This is a genomic window from Brevibacillus sp. GCM10020057 (assembly GCF_042683565.1).
Classification (GTDB): Bacteria; Bacillota; Bacilli; order Brevibacillales; family Brevibacillaceae; genus Brevibacillus.
The window spans coordinates 24076-43223 of record NZ_JBHUJW010000028.1; the positions used below are offsets into that span (position 1 = coordinate 24076).

The window sequence follows — 19148 nt, forward strand, 5'->3', positions numbered from 1 at the left end:
ACAGGAAAACCAGTGTGTTCCTATATTGAATGGGAGCACACTGGTTTCGCCGTTTTTGCGTGAGCGGCTCGCTTAACGCACGAACGCGCCGATGATCGGGTAATGGAACGGGCGGCCTTGCAGCGCGTACAAGATCCCTTTGATCGGATAGTAGATGCCCATCAATCCGAACACGATCAGGAACGGAATGCCGATCACGATAAAGGAGAGTGCCCAGGAAATGCCGATGAGCACGCCCATGATGACGTGGAACAAAAGAGCTTGCAAAGCCATATTTTTGGCACCGCGATCCTGCATGAGCAGCCATACGATCAAGGGCACCAGGAAGGGCGCGAAAAAGGCGCTCGCATGTGTAATAGCCTTGACCCCGTTGTAATCCATGAATAAGTCCTCCTCGTCTGCTTGACTTGACGAATATCTATGGTCCTATTGTATAGTACGATGAAAGACGTCAAAACCTCCAAAAGCGTGATTATCTGCTCCGACCCAAGGCGGAGGAAAATTCCGTGCAGATCGGTTACTGTAAATTTTAAGAAAATCTTTTGTTTTTTCACAAGTAATTCTAAAAAGAAACCGGGTAAGATGACAGATAAGTGCACGATAAAGGAGCGAAACTACGATGATGATTGATTTCCATCAACCCGTCAGTTGCAAGGAACGGCTGATGTTTTTCTATAATTTTCTGCAAGCCCCCGGCCAGGTGGGGAGCATTACGCCAAGTTCGCGTGCGCTCGCGAAGCAAATGATGGAGCCGATCGATTGGGCGAGAGCCGATACGATCGTGGAGCTGGGCGCCGGTACAGGGGTATTTACCAAGTGGATCGACGAGTTGAAAAGACCGGATGCGAAGCTCGTCTCCTTTGAAAAAGAAGACAAGATGCGCAATCGTCTGGAGCTGTTTTATCCGGGCGTGCTCTTTCACGAGGATGCGGTGGAGCTGGTGCGAGTCCTCGACGGAGCGGGGTTGGACAAGGCCGACGCGATCATCTCCGGGCTGCCCTTTGCCAACTTTCCCCAGGCGCTGCGCGATCAGATCATGGATCAGGTGTACGCGGCCCTGAAGCCGGGCGGAGTGTTCGTCGCGTTCCAATACTCGCTGCAAATGAAAAGGCAGCTGCAAAGCGTCTTTTCGGACGTATCCGTGAAGCTGGTGCCGTTTAACGTGCCGCCTGCCTTCGTGTACGTGTGTCGCAAAGAGGTGGACAAGCAGGGGGCGGACGCTCTGGCATGGTAGTGGAAATGTTGACGGATTCTGTAGGTCAATTCGGTTATTTCGCCCTGTTCTTCCTCCTGTGGCTCGGCATTGTCGGGATGCCGATTCCGGACGAAGTGATCGTCCTCTCCGCGGGTGTGTTGACCGCGACCGACGTGCTGGGGAGGACCGTAGGGGCGCCTGCGCTGCAGTGGATCGGGCGGAAAAAAGGGATGAACAAGTACGTGGCGCATGCGCAGTCGCTGTTGGAGAGGTACTGCAGCTACGCGCTGTGCATCAGCTGTCGGCGTGTTCGGCTACCGGGCGTGGAAGCGGCGCAAGGAACAGAGCATGGAGCAAGCCAAAGAACGGAGCGTCGTCTCCAAGGAATACGGCAAGTAGCCATCGCAGACGCCATTGCCATTGCCACCGCCAGCAGGGGAACAGCGGCGGTGAGGAGACGATTCCCTGCATTGGATGGGTTTACGCCTTGCGAACGGGACGTATCTTTGGTATTCTAATCGTACCGTGCTAGACGGGGAGGTTGCGGTGCCCTGTAACCTGCAATCCGCAATAGCAGGGTTGAATTCCTATCCTAGGTTTCCTCATGTGAGGCTGCCTTATGTCGGCGGTGCTGAGGATCGGGTCCTGTGCAACGCGAACCCATGAACCTGGTCAGGTCCGGAAGGAAGCAGCCATAAGTGGATCATCGCGTGTGCCGCAGGGTAGCCTGGTCTGAGCTGTTGCCATGAGTAACGCTCGGATGAGGATTATCGAAGATAGGTGCACGGTACCCCATATCGACAGTCAAACAGCATGTTTCCCGCCACGGGAGGCATGCTGTTTTTGTTGTGTCGCGCACGACGAGTAACCAGGTATTGCAGAGGCTTGTAGTTGCCATCCGCTTCACTCCCCCATACTATTAAACTCTTTCAATAGACAAATTGGCATTTTTAGCTAAAATTTGAAGTGGTAAATTATTGAGATCTGTGGGGGATTGTATTGCGTAAAAATCGCTGGATCGTTTGTTTGCTGGCTTCTTTTCTTGTTTTTACCGGATTGATAAAAGCACCTTTCGCATCTGCCGCAAACAGTCCGAGTCATGCGGCATCGAGTATGCAACCGAAAGAAACGGAAGTGCATGCGCCAAAAGAACTGACCGAACCTTTCCTTGTTCCATACCTCGCGAAAGTTGAAGGAGACCCTACCCCTTATCTGAAATTTGTCATGGTTTCTCCAGCCGGTAAAATCATCAGCGGAATCGATATCTTCTCTGGGGGAGCGATCACCACCAATTTTAAGAACGGATACGGATATATCAACACGTATGGTGCATACGGCCATTCCGAGTATGCGATTTTTGACCGATACGCAAACATGCAGAAAATTCCAGTTAACGATACTTATTTTTATCACTTGGATAAGGAATGGTTTGCTTATTATCCAGATCCCAATGATGGCAAGATTCGCTTTTACAATGCGGTGACAAAAAAATCCGTTATACCAGGCTTTGAACCCGGCTTCCCTGATACAATAAATAATTTAGCATGGATGAACGTAACGGTTGATCCGCATCATATTCCTTTCCTTGATGGAAAAACGAACAAAAAGGGGTTAAAAGAGTTAACCGGGAAAACAACATGTCCGCCTTTCTTCGACGAATATTTAGGTTATTCGGAAGGAATACACCGGGTAAAAAACGGCAGCTTTGTCGTATCAGGGCTATCGAATAATAAGAAGTTTTATGCGCTTATGAACAAAAAGGGAAAAGTGATTTCCGCCAAATATGTGTATCTAAAGCCTACGTATGACAACCAGTTTTTGGCGGTTAGTCAAAAACCCGATGGTTACTATCTGACAAAAATAAACGCATTGGGAAAGCAAACCTTGCCATTTTCAATCAAGTTAGATAGCAAAGAAGATTTTAGCAAGATTTCGTATATGGGAAGAGTCTTCTACAACGATACAAAGATACTTGGCGTTGACAATAATCGCGGATTATTTACATTTCCGCATCGCCTGCTTAGCATCACCAATGAAACCGTTGCTATAGAGTACACGCAGGCCAATAAGACATGGATCAGTGTCTTTACGCACACAGGAAAACAAATTTATACGCGACAAGTTGCAAGATAGATCGGGAGCAACCGGCAATCAGGCCCCGCAAGGCTCGCCTTTACCGCAGGCGAGTCTTTTTTGGCGAAAAGAAAGGCACATGTTCATGCACGCTTGTGAGCTGAAACTGGCTCATAAAACGTTTTTTGTTGTTTTTTGACGATAAAAAGCGAAATATTTCCAGAAGTGATCCGGCCGTACAGGGGAGGGTTTAAGCGAATTGTCACGAATTTTCAGAGAGGGAGAACAATACGCTTTCCTGCTCATCGAAGTACGCCATATGTCAGGAGGGACAAGCTGTGAGTGCATCATTTTCGTTACACCTCGTCGGCTCGTCCAGACGATTGCAGCAGTACATGAATCAGCTGCCTACTGCTGTTTTCCTGGTCAACCAGGAAGGCAGAATTGTGGAGGTCAACGAACAACTGCTTCGCGTCACCGGATATTCACGCGATCAACTTGTCAATCAGCCGTTTCAGACCATTCTTCCCTTTGACGGCTCTGTGGTCCAGATGTACGAGGAGCATTTGCAAAAGGAAGAACAGCTGGATGTCCATGCAGAGGTAGAATGGCGGGATCGTCAGGGGAAATGCGGCAGAACCCCGGCGATGATATGGGTACAGCAAGCGGAACAACCTTTGTATTTGATTCATCTGTTCCAGTTGTCGAAGGAAATGGATTACGCCTTGTCCCAACGTTTGTTGGCAAAGCTGACGCACGATACCAGTCTCGGATTGTTTGTCTTGGATGATCAGGCACGCATCGTGGAAGCGAGCCAGGCGGCCTGCAAGCTGCTCGGCAAGGACCGGCTGCAAGTCATCAATACGCATATTGACCACGTTTTCGCAGGCATTCCCGAGCAGCATCGGCTCATCAAGAAAGAGCTGCTGGAGGGAGTGAAGCTGCACAACACCGCCACCTCGTGGACGAACGACAACCAGCGCTACGAGCTGATCGTGGATGCCAATACGCTGCAGGACGATTCGGGCAAGACTGTAGGCGCTTTCGTCCTTTTCAAAGATATTACCAACCTGCGCTCCTATGAACAAAAGCTGGAGCGAAACGAACGGCTCGCCATGATCGGTCAGATCGCGGCAGGCACGGCGCACGAAATACGCAACCCGCTTACTTCCATCAAAGGATTTTTGCAGATGTTTCTGAAATCGTTTACGGAAACCGGGATGGACCGGGAAAAATCGTACACGGAAATCATGCTCACCGAGATCAATCGAATCAATTCCCTGGTGAGCGAATTTCTCCTCCTCAGCAAACCGCGCAACGTCCAGTATTCGATGGTCGATCTCAACACGGTGTTTGCGGAGATTTTGCCGATTGTCGAATCGCAGGCGCTCCTGTACGGGATTGAAGTAAAGTTCACGTCCAACGGCAAGCTGCCGATGGTGGTCGGGGATACCGAGCTGTTGAAGCAGGTGTTCATCAACATTTGCAAAAACGGCATTGAAGCCATGGGCGAGCAAGGGACGCTGCACATTTCCCACCACATCGACCAGAATGAAGACAAGGTGAGCATTGACATTCGCGATACGGGACCAGGCATTCCGCTGTACATTATCGACAAAATTTTTGACCCATTTTTCACGACCAAAGAAGAAGGGACGGGGCTCGGCTTGTCCGTCTGCCAAAAGATCATTCACGACATTGGCGGACAAATCCGCGTTTCGTCCAAAGGCTACGGCACGACCTTTCACATTATGCTGCCGTATCTGTAATACACGCTGCCGAGGCCGTCTCCAGGAGATGCGGCCAGCGGAGCAAAGCGTCCCGCACAGCCATGTGACCGGGGCGTTTTCTTTGAAGGAAGCAGGCTGATAGTGTATAATGAACGGGATATAAAAGAGGATTGTGCAGATGGGGAGTGTCGCTCGAGCATGGCTTATACCGCGTTGTATCGCGTATACCGACCACAGACGTTTCGGGATGTCGTCGGGCAGGAACATGTGACGATTACCTTGCGTAATGCATTGCGCGAAGGCAGGCTTTCCCATGCATATTTGTTCAATGGTCCCCGAGGTACGGGCAAGACCAGCGCGGCGAAGATCATGTCCAAAGCCGTGAACTGTGAACAGCCCATCGACGGCGAACCGTGCAACGAGTGCGGATCGTGCCGGGCCATTTCCAGCGGCTCGGTCACCGATGTGCTGGAGATTGACGCCGCTTCCAACCGCGGGGTCGAGGAGATTCGCGACATTCGCGACAAAGTCAAATTTGCTCCCAGTGACGTCAAGTACAAGGTGTACATCATTGACGAGGTGCATATGCTGACGACGGAGGCGTTTAACGCGCTCTTGAAGACGCTGGAGGAACCGCCTTCGCACGTCATTTTCATTTTGGCGACGACAGAGCCGCACAAGCTGCCGGCGACGATCATCTCGCGCTGCCAGCGGTTCGATTTTCACCGGATTCCGCTGAAGGTGATGGTCGATCTGCTGCAGCGCATTTGCCAGTCGCAGGGCGTACGCGTCGAGGAACAAGCGCTTACGCTCGTGGCGAAGATGGCCGAGGGCGGGGCGCGGGACGCCTTGAGCCTGCTGGACCAGGCGATCAGCTACAGCCGGGATGAAGTGCGGGCAAGCGACATCATGCAGATTACAGGTACTGTCTCCCAGGCGTACTTTTCCGTCCTCGCACGCTCGATCGCCGAACGCGATGTGGCGCGGGTGATGGAGCAGTTCGATCAGATCATGGTGCAGGGCAAGGACCCCGAGCAGTTCCTGCATGATTTTCTGTACTACTACCGGGACATGCTGCTTCTGAAGACGGCTCCCCGGCTGGAGGAAATCGTGGAGCGGACGATGGTCGATGACCAGTTCGCCGAGGTGGCGAAGCTGTACGACTTCCCCGAATTGTACGCGGTGATCGAGACGTGCAATCAGGCCCTGGCCCAGTTGAAATGGTCGACGTACGCCAGAGTGCTGGTCGAACTGACGCTGGTCAAGATGTGCCAGCCAGTGGCGCAGCAGCCGGAGACGGTCGCAGCGGCAACGTCAGCGCCGCAAGCGGGCAGCGAGGAGCTGGCGGGCTTGGCCAATCGCATTCGTGCATTGGAAGAGCGCCTCGCGCAGGTCATGCAAGGTCAGGTGAGCTTGCCGACAAAGAGAGTCGAGGAGCCGCGCAAGGCTGAACCGAAGCGGGCAGCTGCTGCAGGCGGCAGTTCCCGTACCCCGATGAACAAGGTGCGCGAAGCTGCGAGGACCGTGGACGAAACCCTGACGCGTCAGGTGCGCGGCCAATGGAGCCAAATCTTGACTGATCTGAAAAAAGTGAAAATCCAGTACCAGGCCTGGCTGGTCAACGGTCAGCCTGTCGCTGTAGGCAGTGATGCGGTGGTCGTCACTTTTACCAGCCCCATCCACTGCGATAAAACCATGGAACCTGAGCTGAAGGGTGTGGTAGAGCGGGTCATGCAAAACGTGCTGGGCAGACCGCTGCAGCTGCTCTCCATTATGGAGGAGGAGTGGCAGGCGGTGCAGCAGCAGGTGGGGCAAAAAGACGGCCCTGCCGAAGAAGAGCAGGACCCGTTCCTGACCGAAGCGATCAAGCTCGTAGGCGAAGGACTTGTCGAAGTCAAAGACTGAAGGAACCACATTTAAGGGAGGAACCCTCACATGAAAAACATGCAGCAAATGCAACAAATGATGAAGCAAGTGAAAAAAATGCAGGAAGAAATGCAAAAAACGCAGGAAGCTCTGAAGGAAAAAATCGTGGAGGGCTCTGCTGGCGGCGGCGCCGTTTTGGTCAAGGCAGACGGCCACAAGCAAGTAAGGGAAATCGTCATCAAGCCGGAAGTGATTGATCCGGACGACGTGGAAATGCTGCAAGACCTCGTGCTGACAGCAGTCAACGACGCACTGCGCAAGGTGGATGAGCTGGTGGCCAAGGACATGGGCAAATTCACCGGAGGCATGAACATCCCGGGTCTGTTCTAAGAATCGTAAGTCGAAGGAGCAAACGCGATGTTCTATCCAGAACCGGTATCCAAACTGATTGAAGGCTTCATGAAGCTGCCCGGCATCGGACCGAAGACGGCCGGGCGGCTTGCCTTTTTTGTCCTCAACATGAAAGAAGACGACGTACTGGATCTGGCCAAGGCGCTGGTCAATGCCAAACGCCAGCTGCACTACTGCTCCGTCTGCAACAACATCACGGACCTCGACCCGTGCCACATCTGCCGGGACAAGCGGCGTGACGGCTCGGTCATCTGCGTGGTGCAGGAGCCAAAGGACGTCGTGGCCATGGAAAAAACAAGGGAGTTTGAGGGGTACTATCACGTGCTGCACGGTGCTATCTCGCCGATGGACGGGATCGGACCGGAAGACATTCGCATTCCCGATTTGTTGAAACGGCTTGGGGACGAGCAGGTAAAAGAAGTCATCCTGGCGACCAACCCGAACATCGAAGGGGAGGCGACGGCGATGTACATTTCCCGCCTGATCAAGCCGTTCGGGATTCGCGTGACGCGCATCGCCCATGGACTGCCGGTGGGCGGAGACCTCGAATACGCGGATGAAGTCACGCTGACCAAGGCGTTGGAAGGTCGGCGTGAACTATAGAAGCGGCGAAGGAAAGACGGGGAAACCTGTCTTTTTTTCTTTCAAGCGTACGGCAAGAGGCGCACGGATTGGCTGGCGCTGAAAATCCGGACTTTTTTGCTTGGACGAGACATACAGTGAAAACAGGAGCGTGAAGAGATGCTGACAGGACCGTCGATGTCGCTGCGGATCGAGCCAAGGGGACATCGGTCTACGCCGTGGGCGATCATGCTGTTTATCGGGTATTGGCTGATGTTTGCTGCAGAATTTTCCGTCATTCGTTTCCACAGGGGAGAGGACGGCCGGTGGGTGGCTTCCACGGCGGAGCAGCCGCAGATGTGGCTTTCGCTGACAGTGCTCGCCGTAACGATCCTGAGCGTCGTCATAGCAGTCGGCTTTCTTTTCGCCCTGGGAGCGGACCGGCGGCGGACACGGTGGCTTTGGTGGGGGAATGACGATCTGACCGGCCATGACGTGCTGCATATCGTGGCATGGATGCATGTCTTTCAGACGTGCACGCTGCTTATGTATGGACTGCTCCTCGACGGGACTCTTTTTCCCGAGGGAACGATCGGCGGTGCTTTTGAATCGGCGGCGTTTCAGATGTTTCTCCTGATTCTGATTCCCTTCTGGTTCCGCGGCCGCATGGCGGAGATCGGCGTCCGCCGTCCTGCACGTCTCGGGTGGATGCTCGTCACGCTGGCGATCCTGTTTTTCTTCATCGCCCGGGTGCTCGATACGGTGATTACGCATCCGCTCGCAGACTGGATGGGCCTGTCGCTTGCGTCCGAGCGGGAACAGCAGATTGAAAACGAGATCGTACAGGCGAAGCAGACGGACATGGTCGCGGCAGCTGCATCTTTCCTGGTGATCGGGGTACTGGTCCCGATTGCGGAGGAAATCCTGTTTCGCGGTGTCGTGCAGACGTATTTGGTGCGGCGGATGGGAGCTTTCATCGGGATCGTGGTGAGCAGTCTCTGGTTTGCGCTCTTGCACATCGATCTGGCCTTGTTTGTTCCGCTCTTCGCCATCGGTCTGGGGCTGGGCTTTGTCCGGCATCGCTACGACTCCATTTGGGGGGCGGTATTGCTCCATGCTATCAACAATCTGACGGGCGTTTTGTACTACTTTCAATGAGGGGGTACACAGGTGAGCAGGTGGGGGAAAAAGGCGAGGGTGTTAATCGACATCGAGGCGGTAGGGCTGGACGCTGCGGTCAACCGGGCGCGACAGGATTGGCAGCACGCCCGCCATTTGGTAGAGGTCAGCGAGCCGGATGGCGGCCTGGATGATGCGATTTACTACTTGCAGCTGACGGAGAAACGCTACATGTATCTTCTCTCGCAGGCAAAGCGGGAGCATCATCGCAAGCAAGCCTAAGGAGGATGCTCATGGAAACGGGATGGGTTATTGCTCTGATTATCGCGGGAATTTTGCTTGTCATTGCCGCCAGCAAATCGGTGGCGCTGCCCGTGCGTTGGATCGGTTTCGGGATTATGCAGCTGGTCATCGGCGCGATCCTGCTCTTTTTTGCCAATCTGGTCGGGGAATTGGCCAGTTTTCACATCCCGATCAATCCGGTGACGGCGCTGCTCGCCGGATTTTTGCGGTTGCCGGGCCTGGCCGCGCTGGTCATCATCAAGCTGTGGGTGATGTAGGGCGGCAAGTTACCCGTCCGTGAGCAGGAAGGCGATGCTGCGGTTTTCGTATTTGACGCGGCTGCTCTTTGGCTGGCGAAAAGAGACGAGCAGGGCGAGCAAGCGGGGCAAGGACAGAACCAGCGTCCCCCCGAGCAAAGTCAGGCCGTACTCGACAGGCAGCCAGACGTAGGCGGCGGCAGCGAGCAAGAGGCAGCCGAGCAGGACGGTGCACTCTCCCCGGCGATAGACCGTGAGCGTCACGGGGAGCCGATAGCCGCTTCCCCACCACGGCGAGACAAGCATGTCTGCCGTCGTCTGGGGCTTCTGCTGGCGCAGGCGTGCATACAGGCGAAAGACGATCAGATGGCACACTGCGATAGCCGGGACGATCGCCAGCGTCACGATCAGGCGAGCTGTCGGCACGTGCAGGAGCCGGGAGCTGAGAAGAAGGGACAAGCCCATCAGCAGCCACTGCAGCAGGGCGCCGGCCAGCCCCCAGCGAAAGCGGTAGAGCAGCTTGTAACTGTAGATGGTTTGAGAGGTCGGTGCCTTCATACGTCACTTCCTTTTCCAGTGCAGATGCAAAACAAGCCTCTTGTCAGGTTTTATTATAGCGTAAAGCGTGCAGCCGGTGGCCCTTTGTCCAGCGGCTTTTTTTGCCGTTCAAAAAAGGAGGGCGTGCAGCCGTGTCTTTGTCCAGCTTTCCCGCCCGGCGTCTCACTCCCGTTATGGTTGGGCAGGGAATGGGCAGGATAAAAAAGTCAGATTTTGGCGCGTTAGAGGAGGGTGCTTGTTTTGGACCATCGGCATTTGACTTTGCTGGCGCTGTCAGAGGAACCGGCTTGTGCGGTCCGGACCGAGCTTGCGGCGTGCGGTATCCGGCTGCTTTCGGCGGGGGAGCGTGCAGGAGCGGGGATTGCACGGGTAGACGGTCTGCTGCTGACGGAGCAGACCGATCCACACGAGTGGGAGCGGGCCGTCCCCATGCTGGCTGCTTCCCCAGGCGTGCTGCTGCTGTACGGCGCTGGCGTTCCCTACGGCTGGTCGGCAACGGTCGCAAGTCAAAGCGTCGGGCAGGCGCAATGGGAAGTCGTCCGGCTGGCGCTATTATCGGCTGGGGAAAAGGCGCTGATCGGCGGCGAGCCAAACGGGCGGTGGGTGCGCACGCTTTGCCGCCTGCTTGCGGATAGAGGACGGGTATCGCTGGTCTGCCGGATGCGCGAGGTGGATGAGGCCGTCCGCCAGCTGCCTCGTTTTCTGGCGTGGAAGGAGCGCTTTTACCTGGAGCTGGGAGAGGTGTGCGATCGCGAAGGAGTCTCTCTGCAGACGGTAGCGCGTGCAATGGGGATGGACGTGAGGGTCGGACAGGCCTGGCTTTTTCCGGAGCGGACAGACCACAAGCCCCTGTGCGATTGGATCGAGCGGGAAGCAGGGCTTGCACTGGAAAAAACGAACGGGCATCGCGTCGCCTTGTGGGGGCCGCCCTCCCTGTGGCAAGAAATGGGGACGAGCTGGCTGCAGGGCAAGGAGGTCTGGCTGGTGACCGGGGAGGAGGAGCCTGTTCCGAACGCAATCTTTTCCGGCTGGACAACGTGCAGCAGCTGGCAAAAAGCCTTGCAGGGCGCAGATTTGCTGGTGATTGGCAAGGCGGAGGGGGGAATCTGCGAACTGCCGCTGCAGGAGCTGGTTCGCTGCATGAGGCAGACGGTCGTCGTCGATGCCTGCGCCTGTTTTCCCGTGCAGGAAGCGCGCAGCCTGCTGCAGGGCTACCGAGCTGTCGGCGAAAAGACGAACGTTTGGGAATGATGCTGATTATAATGGGTTATAATGATTGGTAGATTGAGGAAAAGGGAAGGCGTTCGGACTATGGAAAAAGTTGCTCAGCGATGTATCGTCTGTGAAATGGAACGCAGCGACGGAATCGCCATCTGTGAGCAGTTTATTTGTCAAAGGTGCGAGCAGGAAATGGTCAATACCGACGTACATGATGAAAAGTACCCGTTCTTTATTCACCGGATGAGGCGAATATGGTTGAAGGACGCATGAACGAAAGAAGGCAACGGATGAAACCCGATGCCTTTTTTTGTGCCAAATCATGCTAAAATAGTGGGTAATTCATTTGATGACAAGGACGTGAGCGGTACGTGTTGGGAAAAAACGCGGATTTTCGGGAGCGGCAGTTGCGTGCTCCCCTGTATGAGCAGCTGGAGAGGCACGTCAAGCGCCGTCCGCACCCCTTTCATGTTCCGGGACATAAAATGGGACACAGTTTTGACCGTGAAGGGAAGCACCGGTTTCAGGCCATCCTGGAGCTGGATCTCACCGAGATCAGCGGCACGGACGATCTGCACCAGCCGCAGGGCGTGATCGCCGAGGCGCAGGAACTGGCGGCGGAAGCGTTCGGGGCAGAGGAGACGCGGTTTCTCATCGGCGGGAGCACGGTCGGCAATCTCGCGCTGATCCTGACCGTATGCCGCCCTGGCGACAAAATCATCGTCCAGCGTAACTGCCATAAGTCGGTCTATCACGGAATCATCATGGCGAAGGCCCAGCCTGTCTTTTTGGTCCCGGCGGTCGATTTGGCTACCGGTGTCGCCGCTGGAGTCCGGCGGGAGGACGTAGAGCGCGCCCTGCAAGCCCATCCGGATGCCAAAGCTGTGTTTTTGACCAATCCTACCTATTACGGGATGGGGATCGATCTGGAGAAAATGGCGGCGGTCGTCCATCGTCACGGCATTCCCCTGCTGATTGACGAGGCGCACGGGGCGCACTTCGGGTTCCACCCCGCATTCCCGTTGTCGGCCATGCAGTCCGGTGCGGACGCAGCCGTACAGTCGACGCACAAAATGGTGTCGGCGATGACGATGTCCTCCATGCTGCATGTGCAGGGGAAGCGGATCGACCGGGAGCGGCTGCGGCGGTATTTGGCGATGCTGCAATCGTCCAGCCCTTCCTATGTGCTCATGGCTTCGCTCGATTTGGCGCGGCGTCATCTGGTGACGGAAGCGGCCGAGGAATGGGATCGGCTGTTGCCGCAGCTGGACAAGCTGCGCGAGCGTACCGGCAAACTGGCGTGGCTGGAGTGGCCGGAAGCGGGGGCGAGCAGCGTGTACGCGACCTTCGACCCGCTCAAGCTGTTTTTGCACCTGCGCGCCGGGACAATCAGCGGATTTTCCCTGCAGCACCTCATGGAAAAGCACGGCATCTATCCGGAGCTGTCCGACTCCTCGCATGTGCTGCTGGCAGCCTCTGCAGGCACGTCCTCGCGCGATCTCGAGTCGCTGGCCCGCCTGCTGGAGTCGCTGGCTGTCGAGGTCGAGCCAGATGAAGAGCGCGTCCTGGAAGCAGGCGTCGTTTCCTCGCACTATTTGCGCGAGCAGGCGGTGCCGATGGACGTGGCAGTGGACGCCCCGCGAGAGACGATAGCCCTGGAGCAATCGCTGGGGAGGATCGTGGCAGAGATGGTCATTCCGTATCCGCCAGGGATTCCCGTGCTGGTGCCAGGCGAGCGCATGGATGCGCAAGGCTTGTCCATGCTGCTGGAACTGCGCCGGGGGCAGACCCGTTTTCACGGCGTGCAGGACGACCGTTTGCAGACGATACAGGTACTTCAATCAACAAGCAGGGGCCATACAACAGGTGTAGGAGGAACAAGGCTGTGACATCAGGACGAAAAGGTCGATTCATTACCGTAGAAGGCGGGGAGGGAGCGGGAAAATCCACGATTATCGCGCGGCTCTGCGAGGAATTGCAGGCGCGCGGAATGGACGTGCTCCTGACGAGAGAGCCGGGCGGCATCGACATCGCCGAACAGATTCGCGAAATCATTTTGAATCCGGCCCATACGCAGATGGACGAGCGGACGGAGGCGCTGCTTTACGCTGCGGCCCGGAGACAGCACATGGCGGAAAAGGTGCTGCCTGCCCTCGAGGCCGGCAAGGTAGTGCTGTGCGACCGCTTCATCGACAGCAGCCTCGCCTACCAGGGACATGCCCGGGGGTTGGGGATCGACGAGGTCTACGCCATCAACAAATTCGCGGTGGGGGATTGCATGCCGGAGCTGACGCTGTTATTTGACATCTTGCCCGAGGTGGGACTGGCGCGGATCAATGCGGCGCGGGGGCGCGAGGTCAATCGCCTCGACCTCGAAGGCATGCGTTTTCACGAGCTGGTGAGGGAAGGCTATCAATTGGCAATGGCGCGGGACCCCGAGCGGTTCGTCGTGATCGACGCCGGCCAGCCGCTTGAGAAAGTTTACGAAGATGCGCTGGCAGCTTTGACGGCCAGACTGCAAGGTGGCAGTACCGTTTCGTAACAGACATGCGGTATAATATGTACAAGAAGAATATCGTACCACGCCCACCTGTTGCTCATACAATGTAGCACCAAATACCTTTGCGGAAAGGGTGATAGCCGATGAAAATGGTCATTGCGGTCGTCCAGGACAAAGATAGTGGCCGTCTGTCTCAACAGCTGGTGAAAAAAGGCTTTCGCGCTACCAAGCTTGCCAGTACTGGCAGTTTTCTGCGCGCCGGCAACACAACATTCCTGATTGGTACGTCTGACGAAAGCGTGCCGGAAGTAATCGACATCATTGCGCATAACTGCAAATCCCGCAAACAGATGGTCACCCCTGTCTCCCCACTCAGCAATGCGGTAGATTCCTTTATGCCCTATCCCCTGGAAGTACAGGTAGGCGGGGCTGCCGTATTCGTACTCGACGTAGGAGAATTCCACTCTTTCTAGCTGACACTCCGACAGTTCCTGCTCTCTTTTTTCGCTTCCATCGTATATACTGATTTTCATGGGGACAAAACCATACGGATCGGATGCGGAGGTGGCGAAATGAAAATCAGCGATGGTCTTCGGCCAAAACTGGACATGGTGAAAACGACAGATACGCGCAGAGGTCCACAGCTGGAAAAGCTGAATTTTGGCACGATGATGCAAGGCGAAGATGAACGCATGTCCCAGGAGCGGTTGAACCGCCTGCTGGCCGATATCGACAGGCAAGGGCAGATTTTGGCCCGTTCCCGCTCCGTGCGCGACTTTTATTCTTATAAAAACCTCGTCAAGCAGTTCATGGAGGAAGCCGTGAAATACGGCATCGCCCTGGACGACCGGCGGGGAATAAACCGGCGCGGCCGCAGCCGGCTGTACAAGATCGTCAAAGAGGTCGATGCCGAATTGCTCAAGCTGACAGACGAGCTGCTCAGCGATCAGGCCCCGATGATCGACCTGCTGGCCCGCATCGGCGAAATCCGCGGCATGCTGATCAACCTGTACTTTTAGTTAGGTGTGGAGCAAACCATGACATGGACTCAATTTTCCCAGCAGCCGCGAGCCTCCGAGCTGCTGTCCCATAGCCTGCGCAACGGACGGCTGGCACACGCCTATTTGCTGACCGGTCCCAAGGGCGCGGGCAAAAAGCAGATGGCCCTGCATCTGGCGAAATCCCTGTTTTGCCCGGAGAGGGAGGCTGACGCCTGCGGGGCCTGTCTTTCGTGCAGGCGCATCGAGGGCGGCAACCACCCCGATGTGCTGTTCATTACCCCAGACGGCGCTTCGATCAAAATCGACCAGATTCGCGCCCTGCAAAAGGAAATGGCGATGCGGGCAGTCGAGTCTGCGCGCAAGGTGTATATCATCGAGCACGTCGATAAAATGACGACACAGGCGGCCAACAGCCTGCTCAAGTTTCTGGAGGAGCCTCCCGAAGGCGTCCTCGCTTTGCTTTTGACTGAACACAGCCATGCCATTCTTCCCACCATTTTGTCGCGCTGCCAGATCGTCCAGTTTTCCCCGCTTTCTGCGGATGCGATCGCGGGAGAACTGCGCAGAGAAGGCATTTTGCCCGGAGTGGCACAAGTCGCTTCCCACATTACGACAAATGTGGAAGAGGCCAAGGCGCTTAGCCAATCAGAATCGTTTGCACTGCTGAGAAATCTAGTGATACAATTGACTCAGGAGTGCAAACAACGCAATTCGTCTGCGCTTTTTACGATCCATGATATGTTGCAAAAGAGCGACAAAATCAAAGAGGAACTACCCCTCTTTTTAGATTTGCTCATCCTTTGGCTGCGCGATATCCTGTATGTGCAAGTAGGCAGGCATGCCCATCTCATCAACAGCGACCAACAGGATGTGCTGCAAGGACAAGCACTGGTATGGACAAAAGCTGAGCTCTTGCACGGGATCGATTTGGTCATGGAGACGAAAAATCGGATAGAGCGAAATGCCAACGCACAGTTGGCTCTTGAGCGGTTGGTTCTTCAAATCCAGGAGGGATAACCTTGTATGAGGTTGTTGGTGTCCGCTTTAAAAAGGCGGGCAAAATATATTACTTCGATCCCGACCGACTGCCGATCGAAAAAGACAGTACCGTCATCGTAGAGACGGCACGAGGGGTCGAATATGGCAAGGTTGTCATCGGCAAGAAGCAGGTAGCCGATTCCGATGTCGTGTTGCCGCTGAAAAAAGTGATCCGGATTGCGGACGACAAGGACGCGAGGCAAGTGGAGGAGAACAAGCAGGCCGCCAAGAATGCCTTTGCCATTTGTCAGACCAAGATCCGCGAGCACAAGCTGGACATGAAGCTGGTCGATGTGGAATACACGTTTGACCGCAACAAGATCATCTTTTACTTCACTGCAGACGGACGAGTGGATTTCCGTGAACTCGTCAAAGATCTGGCCTCTGTATTCCGTACGCGCATCGAACTGCGCCAGATTGGCGTGCGCGATGAAGCCAAGATGCTGGGCGGTATCGGCCCCTGCGGCCGGTTGCTTTGCTGCTCCACGTTCCTCGGCGATTTTGAGCCGGTCTCGATCAAAATGGCCAAGGACCAGAACCTTTCGTTGAATCCAGCCAAAATCTCCGGACTTTGCGGCAGATTGATGTGCTGTTTGAAATACGAGAACGACAACTATGAAAGCTCCCGCGATGAATTGCCTGACATCGGGAAGATCGTCACTACCCCTATGGGGAACGGGCGTGTCGTTTCCGTCAACGTACTTGACCAATCGGTGCAGGTAGAGCTTTCCGTCGATAAAAAGATCACCGAGTTTGGGCTAGATGAGATTGCGATAGGGCTTCCTACCTTTGAGTAAAGGCGGGAATAGGGGAGAGGTGAGCGAGTGGACAAACGGGAAATCTTCGTCAAAATGGCGAGCATTGAAGAACGAATTGGGGACCTCTACAAAGAGATTGGTGAGTTGAAGGACGTCATCGTCGTTTTGATGGAGGAAAATGCCCAATTACTCGTTGAAAACCAGCACCTTCGCAACCGACTGGACAGAAAAAAGACAACCGCTGCGGCCAAGCAAAAGGGAACGCGCCCTGTCGCGCAGGAAAAGGCCAAGAAGACTGTCGTCGGGGAAGGCTACGACAATCTGGCCCGGCTCTATGCTGAAGGGTTTCACATTTGCAATGTGCACTTCGGCAGCCTGCGTAAAGAAGGGGATTGTCTTTTCTGCTTGTCGTTTTTAAGCGGAGGACCTCAAAAATAAATGGCGAACCAAAAGCCGGATGAAAAAGCGACCTGGGCCATGTGTCAGGTCGCTTTTTAAGCATAGAAGAGTCACGGGCGATGTGACGACAGGAAAAGGAGTAGGAAGCGACGGATGGAATCTGGCTACAATGTGCCGCTCTACGATTCGGAGCGCATCGACGATTTGCTGACACACGAAATGAAAATCATTCAAAGCCATGAAGTTTTTTGCTTCTCGATGGATGCCGTTCTGCTGGCCCGCTTTGCCTCTGCGCCCAAAAGGGGACGCATCCTCGACTTTTGTACAGGCAACGGCGCCATTCCGCTCATCATGACGACAAGGACACCGGAGGCTACCTTTGAAGGCATCGAGATTCAGGAGCGGCTGTACAGCATGGCGAGCCGCAACGTAGCGCTGAACGGGCTGGAAGGGCGCATTACCATGTATCACGGTGACGTGAAGGAAGCGGTGGAACTTTTCGGCCACGCCAAGTTTGACGTGATTACGTGCAATCCGCCCTACATGCCTGCCACCAGCGGGGAGAAGAACATCAGCGAGCATTTTGCCATCGCGCGCCATGAAATCATGCTCTCGCTGGAAGATGTGATCCGCACCGCCAGCCAGCTGCTGAAAAACGGCGGAAAGCTGGCGATGGTCCATCGTTCGACACGGCTGATCGAGATCATTTCCCTGATGCGGCAGTACGGAATCGAGCCAAAGCGGATGCGTCTCGTGTACCCGCGCCGCGATGCCGAGCCGAACATGGTGCTCATCGAAGGGATGCGGGGAGGCAAGCCGGAGCTGCGCATCGCGCCGCCGCTGATTGTCTATGAAAACGGAGAGGAATACTGTGAAGAACTGCAGGAAATCTATTTCGGAAGACGCGATTCCCTCGCATAAAAGCCACTTCGTGTACATTTTGGCCTGTGCGGACGGGAGCCTGTACACCGGATATACGACCGAACTGCTCCGGCGTCTTCGCGCACACAACGAAGGCAAAGGAGCGAAGTACACCCGTGGGCGCGGTCCCGTCGAGCTGCTGTATTGGGAGGAAGGGACGGACCGCTCCTGGGGACTGAGGCGGGAGGAAGGGATCAAGCGGCTTTCCCGCCTGAAAAAAGAAGAACTGATTGGAGAGGGACCCCATGGTGAATGTCCAACGTAGTTTTTCGTCCGAGCAGACAGGCGCCCTCTATCTGGTGGCGACGCCGATCGGCAATCTGGACGACATGACAGTACGCTGTCTGGAGACGCTGCGCTCCGTCGACGTCATCGCCTGCGAGGATACGCGGCAGACGCGCAAGCTGCTCAACCATTTTCAGATCGACAAGCGGACAGTCAGCTACCACGAGCATAATAAGGAAGCGAGCGGAAACGGACTTTTGCAATGGCTGGCAGAAGGCAAGCGAATCGCACTGGTCAGCGATGCGGGACTGCCGGCGATTTCCGACCCGGGAGCGGAGCTGGCGCGGGATGCGGCGGCGGCAGGCTTTCCGGTGATTCCCGTTCCCGGAGCGAATGCGGCGCTGACGGCGTTGATCGCATCGGGTCTGCCTACGGACAGGTTCGTGTTTTGCGGCTTTCTCGACCGGGAGAACAAGGAGCGGCGGGAAGAGTTGGAGCGGCTCAAAAAGTACCCCGAAACGCTGATTTTTTACGAGGCTCCCCATCGGATCGACAAGACGCTGGCAGCCATCCGGGAAGCGTGGGGCAATCGCCGTGCCGTTCTGGCGAGAGAGTTGACCAAGCGATATGAGGAGTTTGTGCGCGGCACACTGGACGAGCTGATCGAGTGGCTGCGAGAGGGAGAAGTCCGAGGCGAGTTTTGTCTGATCGTCGAAGGCTATACGGGTCCTCTGGATGAGGAGGAAGCTGCGCCGTGGTGGCAGGAACTTAGCGTCGCCGAGCACGTCGACCGATACTGCGGGCAGGGCATGGGCAAAAAGGAAGCGATCAGGCAAGCAGCCGATGACCGCGGCGTGTCCAGACGCGACGTGTACAACGAATACCACCGCGAGTAAGCTGTGCCGCGCTGGCCGGACATGCCCAATGCGGTGCGGGAACAAGAATGGAAGCTGGCTGTAACAGGTCAGCTTTTTTCATTTGGAAAGGCAAAAAGAGCCTCCCCGGTGCTTGTCCCCGGCAAAGGCTCGCTGCATTT

The 19148-nt window shown here is 55.6% G+C and carries 24 protein-coding genes and 1 other RNA gene; 23 read left to right on the forward strand and 2 right to left on the reverse strand.

Features of this window, described 5'->3' with window-relative positions; genetic code table 11:
• Window positions 1-72: 72 nt before the first annotated feature.
• Window positions 73-381, reverse strand: a complete 309-nt coding sequence (locus ACFSO0_RS09155) for a magnetosome magnetite crystal formation protein family (RefSeq protein WP_376879180.1) — start codon at window positions 379-381, stop codon at window positions 73-75.
• A 238-nt stretch (window positions 382-619) separates the two neighbouring features.
• Between ACFSO0_RS09155 and ACFSO0_RS09160 the strand changes: the two genes are divergently transcribed.
• The 11 genes from ACFSO0_RS09160 (at window position 620) to ACFSO0_RS09210 (ending at window position 9515) form a co-directional block, all read left to right on the forward strand.
• Window positions 620-1234 (forward strand): class I SAM-dependent methyltransferase, encoded by a 615-nt coding sequence (locus ACFSO0_RS09160; RefSeq protein WP_376879183.1) that lies wholly within the window; start codon window positions 620-622, stop codon window positions 1232-1234.
• Window positions 1228-1713, forward strand: a complete 486-nt coding sequence (locus ACFSO0_RS09165; protein ID WP_376879185.1) for a DedA family protein — start codon at window positions 1228-1230, stop codon at window positions 1711-1713. The genes ACFSO0_RS09160 and ACFSO0_RS09165 overlap by 7 nt, the downstream gene beginning before the upstream one ends.
• Before the next feature lie 5 nt (window positions 1714-1718).
• Window positions 1719-1983: signal recognition particle sRNA large type (gene ffs / locus ACFSO0_RS09170), an RNA gene on the forward strand.
• 211 nt (window positions 1984-2194) lie between these two features.
• Window positions 2195-3328: a hypothetical protein gene (locus ACFSO0_RS09175; protein ID WP_376879187.1), complete on the forward strand. Its 1134-nt coding sequence runs from the start codon at window positions 2195-2197 to the stop codon at window positions 3326-3328.
• Between the two features lie 278 nt (window positions 3329-3606).
• Window positions 3607-5037, forward strand: coding sequence for a PAS domain-containing sensor histidine kinase (locus ACFSO0_RS09180; protein WP_376879190.1), 1431 nt, complete (start codon window positions 3607-3609; stop codon window positions 5035-5037).
• Between the two features lie 159 nt (window positions 5038-5196).
• Window positions 5197-6903, forward strand: coding sequence for a DNA polymerase III subunit gamma/tau (dnaX, locus tag ACFSO0_RS09185; protein ID WP_376879192.1), 1707 nt, complete (start codon window positions 5197-5199; stop codon window positions 6901-6903).
• A 39-nt stretch (window positions 6904-6942) separates the two neighbouring features.
• Entirely contained in the window at window positions 6943-7254 is a 312-nt protein-coding gene (locus ACFSO0_RS09190) for a YbaB/EbfC family nucleoid-associated protein (RefSeq protein WP_376879343.1), read from the forward strand.
• A gap of 27 nt (window positions 7255-7281) precedes the next feature.
• Complete coding sequence (gene recR, locus ACFSO0_RS09195) at window positions 7282-7878, forward strand: recombination mediator RecR (protein ID WP_122923860.1); 597 nt, start codon at window positions 7282-7284, stop codon at window positions 7876-7878.
• Between the two features lie 138 nt (window positions 7879-8016).
• Window positions 8017-8994 (forward strand): CPBP family intramembrane glutamic endopeptidase, encoded by a 978-nt coding sequence (locus tag ACFSO0_RS09200; protein WP_376879194.1) that lies wholly within the window; start codon window positions 8017-8019, stop codon window positions 8992-8994.
• A 12-nt stretch (window positions 8995-9006) separates the two neighbouring features.
• Window positions 9007-9237 carry a DUF2508 family protein gene (locus tag ACFSO0_RS09205; RefSeq protein WP_376879196.1) on the forward strand — a complete coding sequence of 77 codons (231 nt, stop codon included), beginning with the start codon at window positions 9007-9009 and terminating at the stop codon, window positions 9235-9237.
• Window positions 9238-9248: 11 nt separating this feature from the next.
• Entirely contained in the window at window positions 9249-9515 is a 267-nt protein-coding gene (locus ACFSO0_RS09210; protein ID WP_376879199.1) for a pro-sigmaK processing inhibitor BofA family protein, read from the forward strand.
• 9 nt (window positions 9516-9524) lie between these two features.
• Here ACFSO0_RS09210 and ACFSO0_RS09215 read toward each other — a convergent pair whose 3' ends face one another.
• On the reverse strand, window positions 9525-10052 hold the full coding sequence (locus ACFSO0_RS09215) for a hypothetical protein (protein ID WP_376879201.1): 528 nt from the start codon (window positions 10050-10052) through the stop codon (window positions 9525-9527).
• A gap of 231 nt (window positions 10053-10283) precedes the next feature.
• Here ACFSO0_RS09215 and ACFSO0_RS09220 point away from each other — a divergent pair, with 231 nt between their 5' ends.
• The 12 genes from ACFSO0_RS09220 to rsmI all read left to right on the forward strand — a co-directional run bounded on the left by ACFSO0_RS09220 (window position 10284) and on the right by rsmI (window position 19008).
• On the forward strand, window positions 10284-11303 hold the full coding sequence (locus tag ACFSO0_RS09220; RefSeq protein WP_376879203.1) for a hypothetical protein: 1020 nt from the start codon (window positions 10284-10286) through the stop codon (window positions 11301-11303).
• Between the two features lie 60 nt (window positions 11304-11363).
• Complete coding sequence (locus ACFSO0_RS09225; protein WP_376879205.1) at window positions 11364-11543, forward strand: sigma factor G inhibitor Gin; 180 nt, start codon at window positions 11364-11366, stop codon at window positions 11541-11543.
• 98 nt (window positions 11544-11641) lie between these two features.
• Window positions 11642-13159 carry an aminotransferase class I/II-fold pyridoxal phosphate-dependent enzyme gene (locus ACFSO0_RS09230; RefSeq protein WP_376879207.1) on the forward strand — a complete coding sequence of 506 codons (1518 nt, stop codon included), beginning with the start codon at window positions 11642-11644 and terminating at the stop codon, window positions 13157-13159.
• A complete protein-coding gene (gene tmk, locus ACFSO0_RS09235; RefSeq protein ID WP_376879209.1) occupies window positions 13156-13812 on the forward strand; it encodes a dTMP kinase in 657 nt (218 codons plus the stop codon). Before ACFSO0_RS09230 ends, tmk begins: the two co-directional genes overlap by 4 nt.
• 101 nt (window positions 13813-13913) lie before the next feature.
• Window positions 13914-14243, forward strand: a complete 330-nt coding sequence (locus ACFSO0_RS09240; RefSeq protein WP_376879211.1) for a cyclic-di-AMP receptor — start codon at window positions 13914-13916, stop codon at window positions 14241-14243.
• Between the two features lie 99 nt (window positions 14244-14342).
• Window positions 14343-14789: a YaaR family protein gene (locus ACFSO0_RS09245; RefSeq protein WP_376879214.1), complete on the forward strand. Its 447-nt coding sequence runs from the start codon at window positions 14343-14345 to the stop codon at window positions 14787-14789.
• Between the two features lie 18 nt (window positions 14790-14807).
• A complete protein-coding gene (gene holB, locus ACFSO0_RS09250) occupies window positions 14808-15788 on the forward strand; it encodes a DNA polymerase III subunit delta' (protein WP_376879217.1) in 981 nt (326 codons plus the stop codon).
• 2 nt (window positions 15789-15790) lie between these two features.
• Window positions 15791-16606, forward strand: a complete 816-nt coding sequence (locus tag ACFSO0_RS09255; protein ID WP_376879219.1) for a PSP1 domain-containing protein — start codon at window positions 15791-15793, stop codon at window positions 16604-16606.
• Between the two features lie 27 nt (window positions 16607-16633).
• Window positions 16634-17005 carry a DNA replication initiation control protein YabA gene (gene yabA / locus ACFSO0_RS09260; RefSeq protein WP_376879221.1) on the forward strand — a complete coding sequence of 124 codons (372 nt, stop codon included), beginning with the start codon at window positions 16634-16636 and terminating at the stop codon, window positions 17003-17005.
• A gap of 114 nt (window positions 17006-17119) precedes the next feature.
• Window positions 17120-17887, forward strand: coding sequence for a tRNA1(Val) (adenine(37)-N6)-methyltransferase (locus tag ACFSO0_RS09265; RefSeq protein WP_376879223.1), 768 nt, complete (start codon window positions 17120-17122; stop codon window positions 17885-17887).
• Complete coding sequence (locus ACFSO0_RS09270) at window positions 17817-18152, forward strand: GIY-YIG nuclease family protein (protein WP_376879226.1); 336 nt, start codon at window positions 17817-17819, stop codon at window positions 18150-18152. The genes ACFSO0_RS09265 and ACFSO0_RS09270 overlap by 71 nt, the downstream gene beginning before the upstream one ends.
• A complete protein-coding gene (rsmI, locus tag ACFSO0_RS09275; RefSeq protein WP_376879345.1) occupies window positions 18136-19008 on the forward strand; it encodes a 16S rRNA (cytidine(1402)-2'-O)-methyltransferase in 873 nt (290 codons plus the stop codon). The genes ACFSO0_RS09270 and rsmI overlap by 17 nt, the downstream gene beginning before the upstream one ends.
• The last annotated feature ends 140 nt before the right edge of the window (window positions 19009-19148 follow it).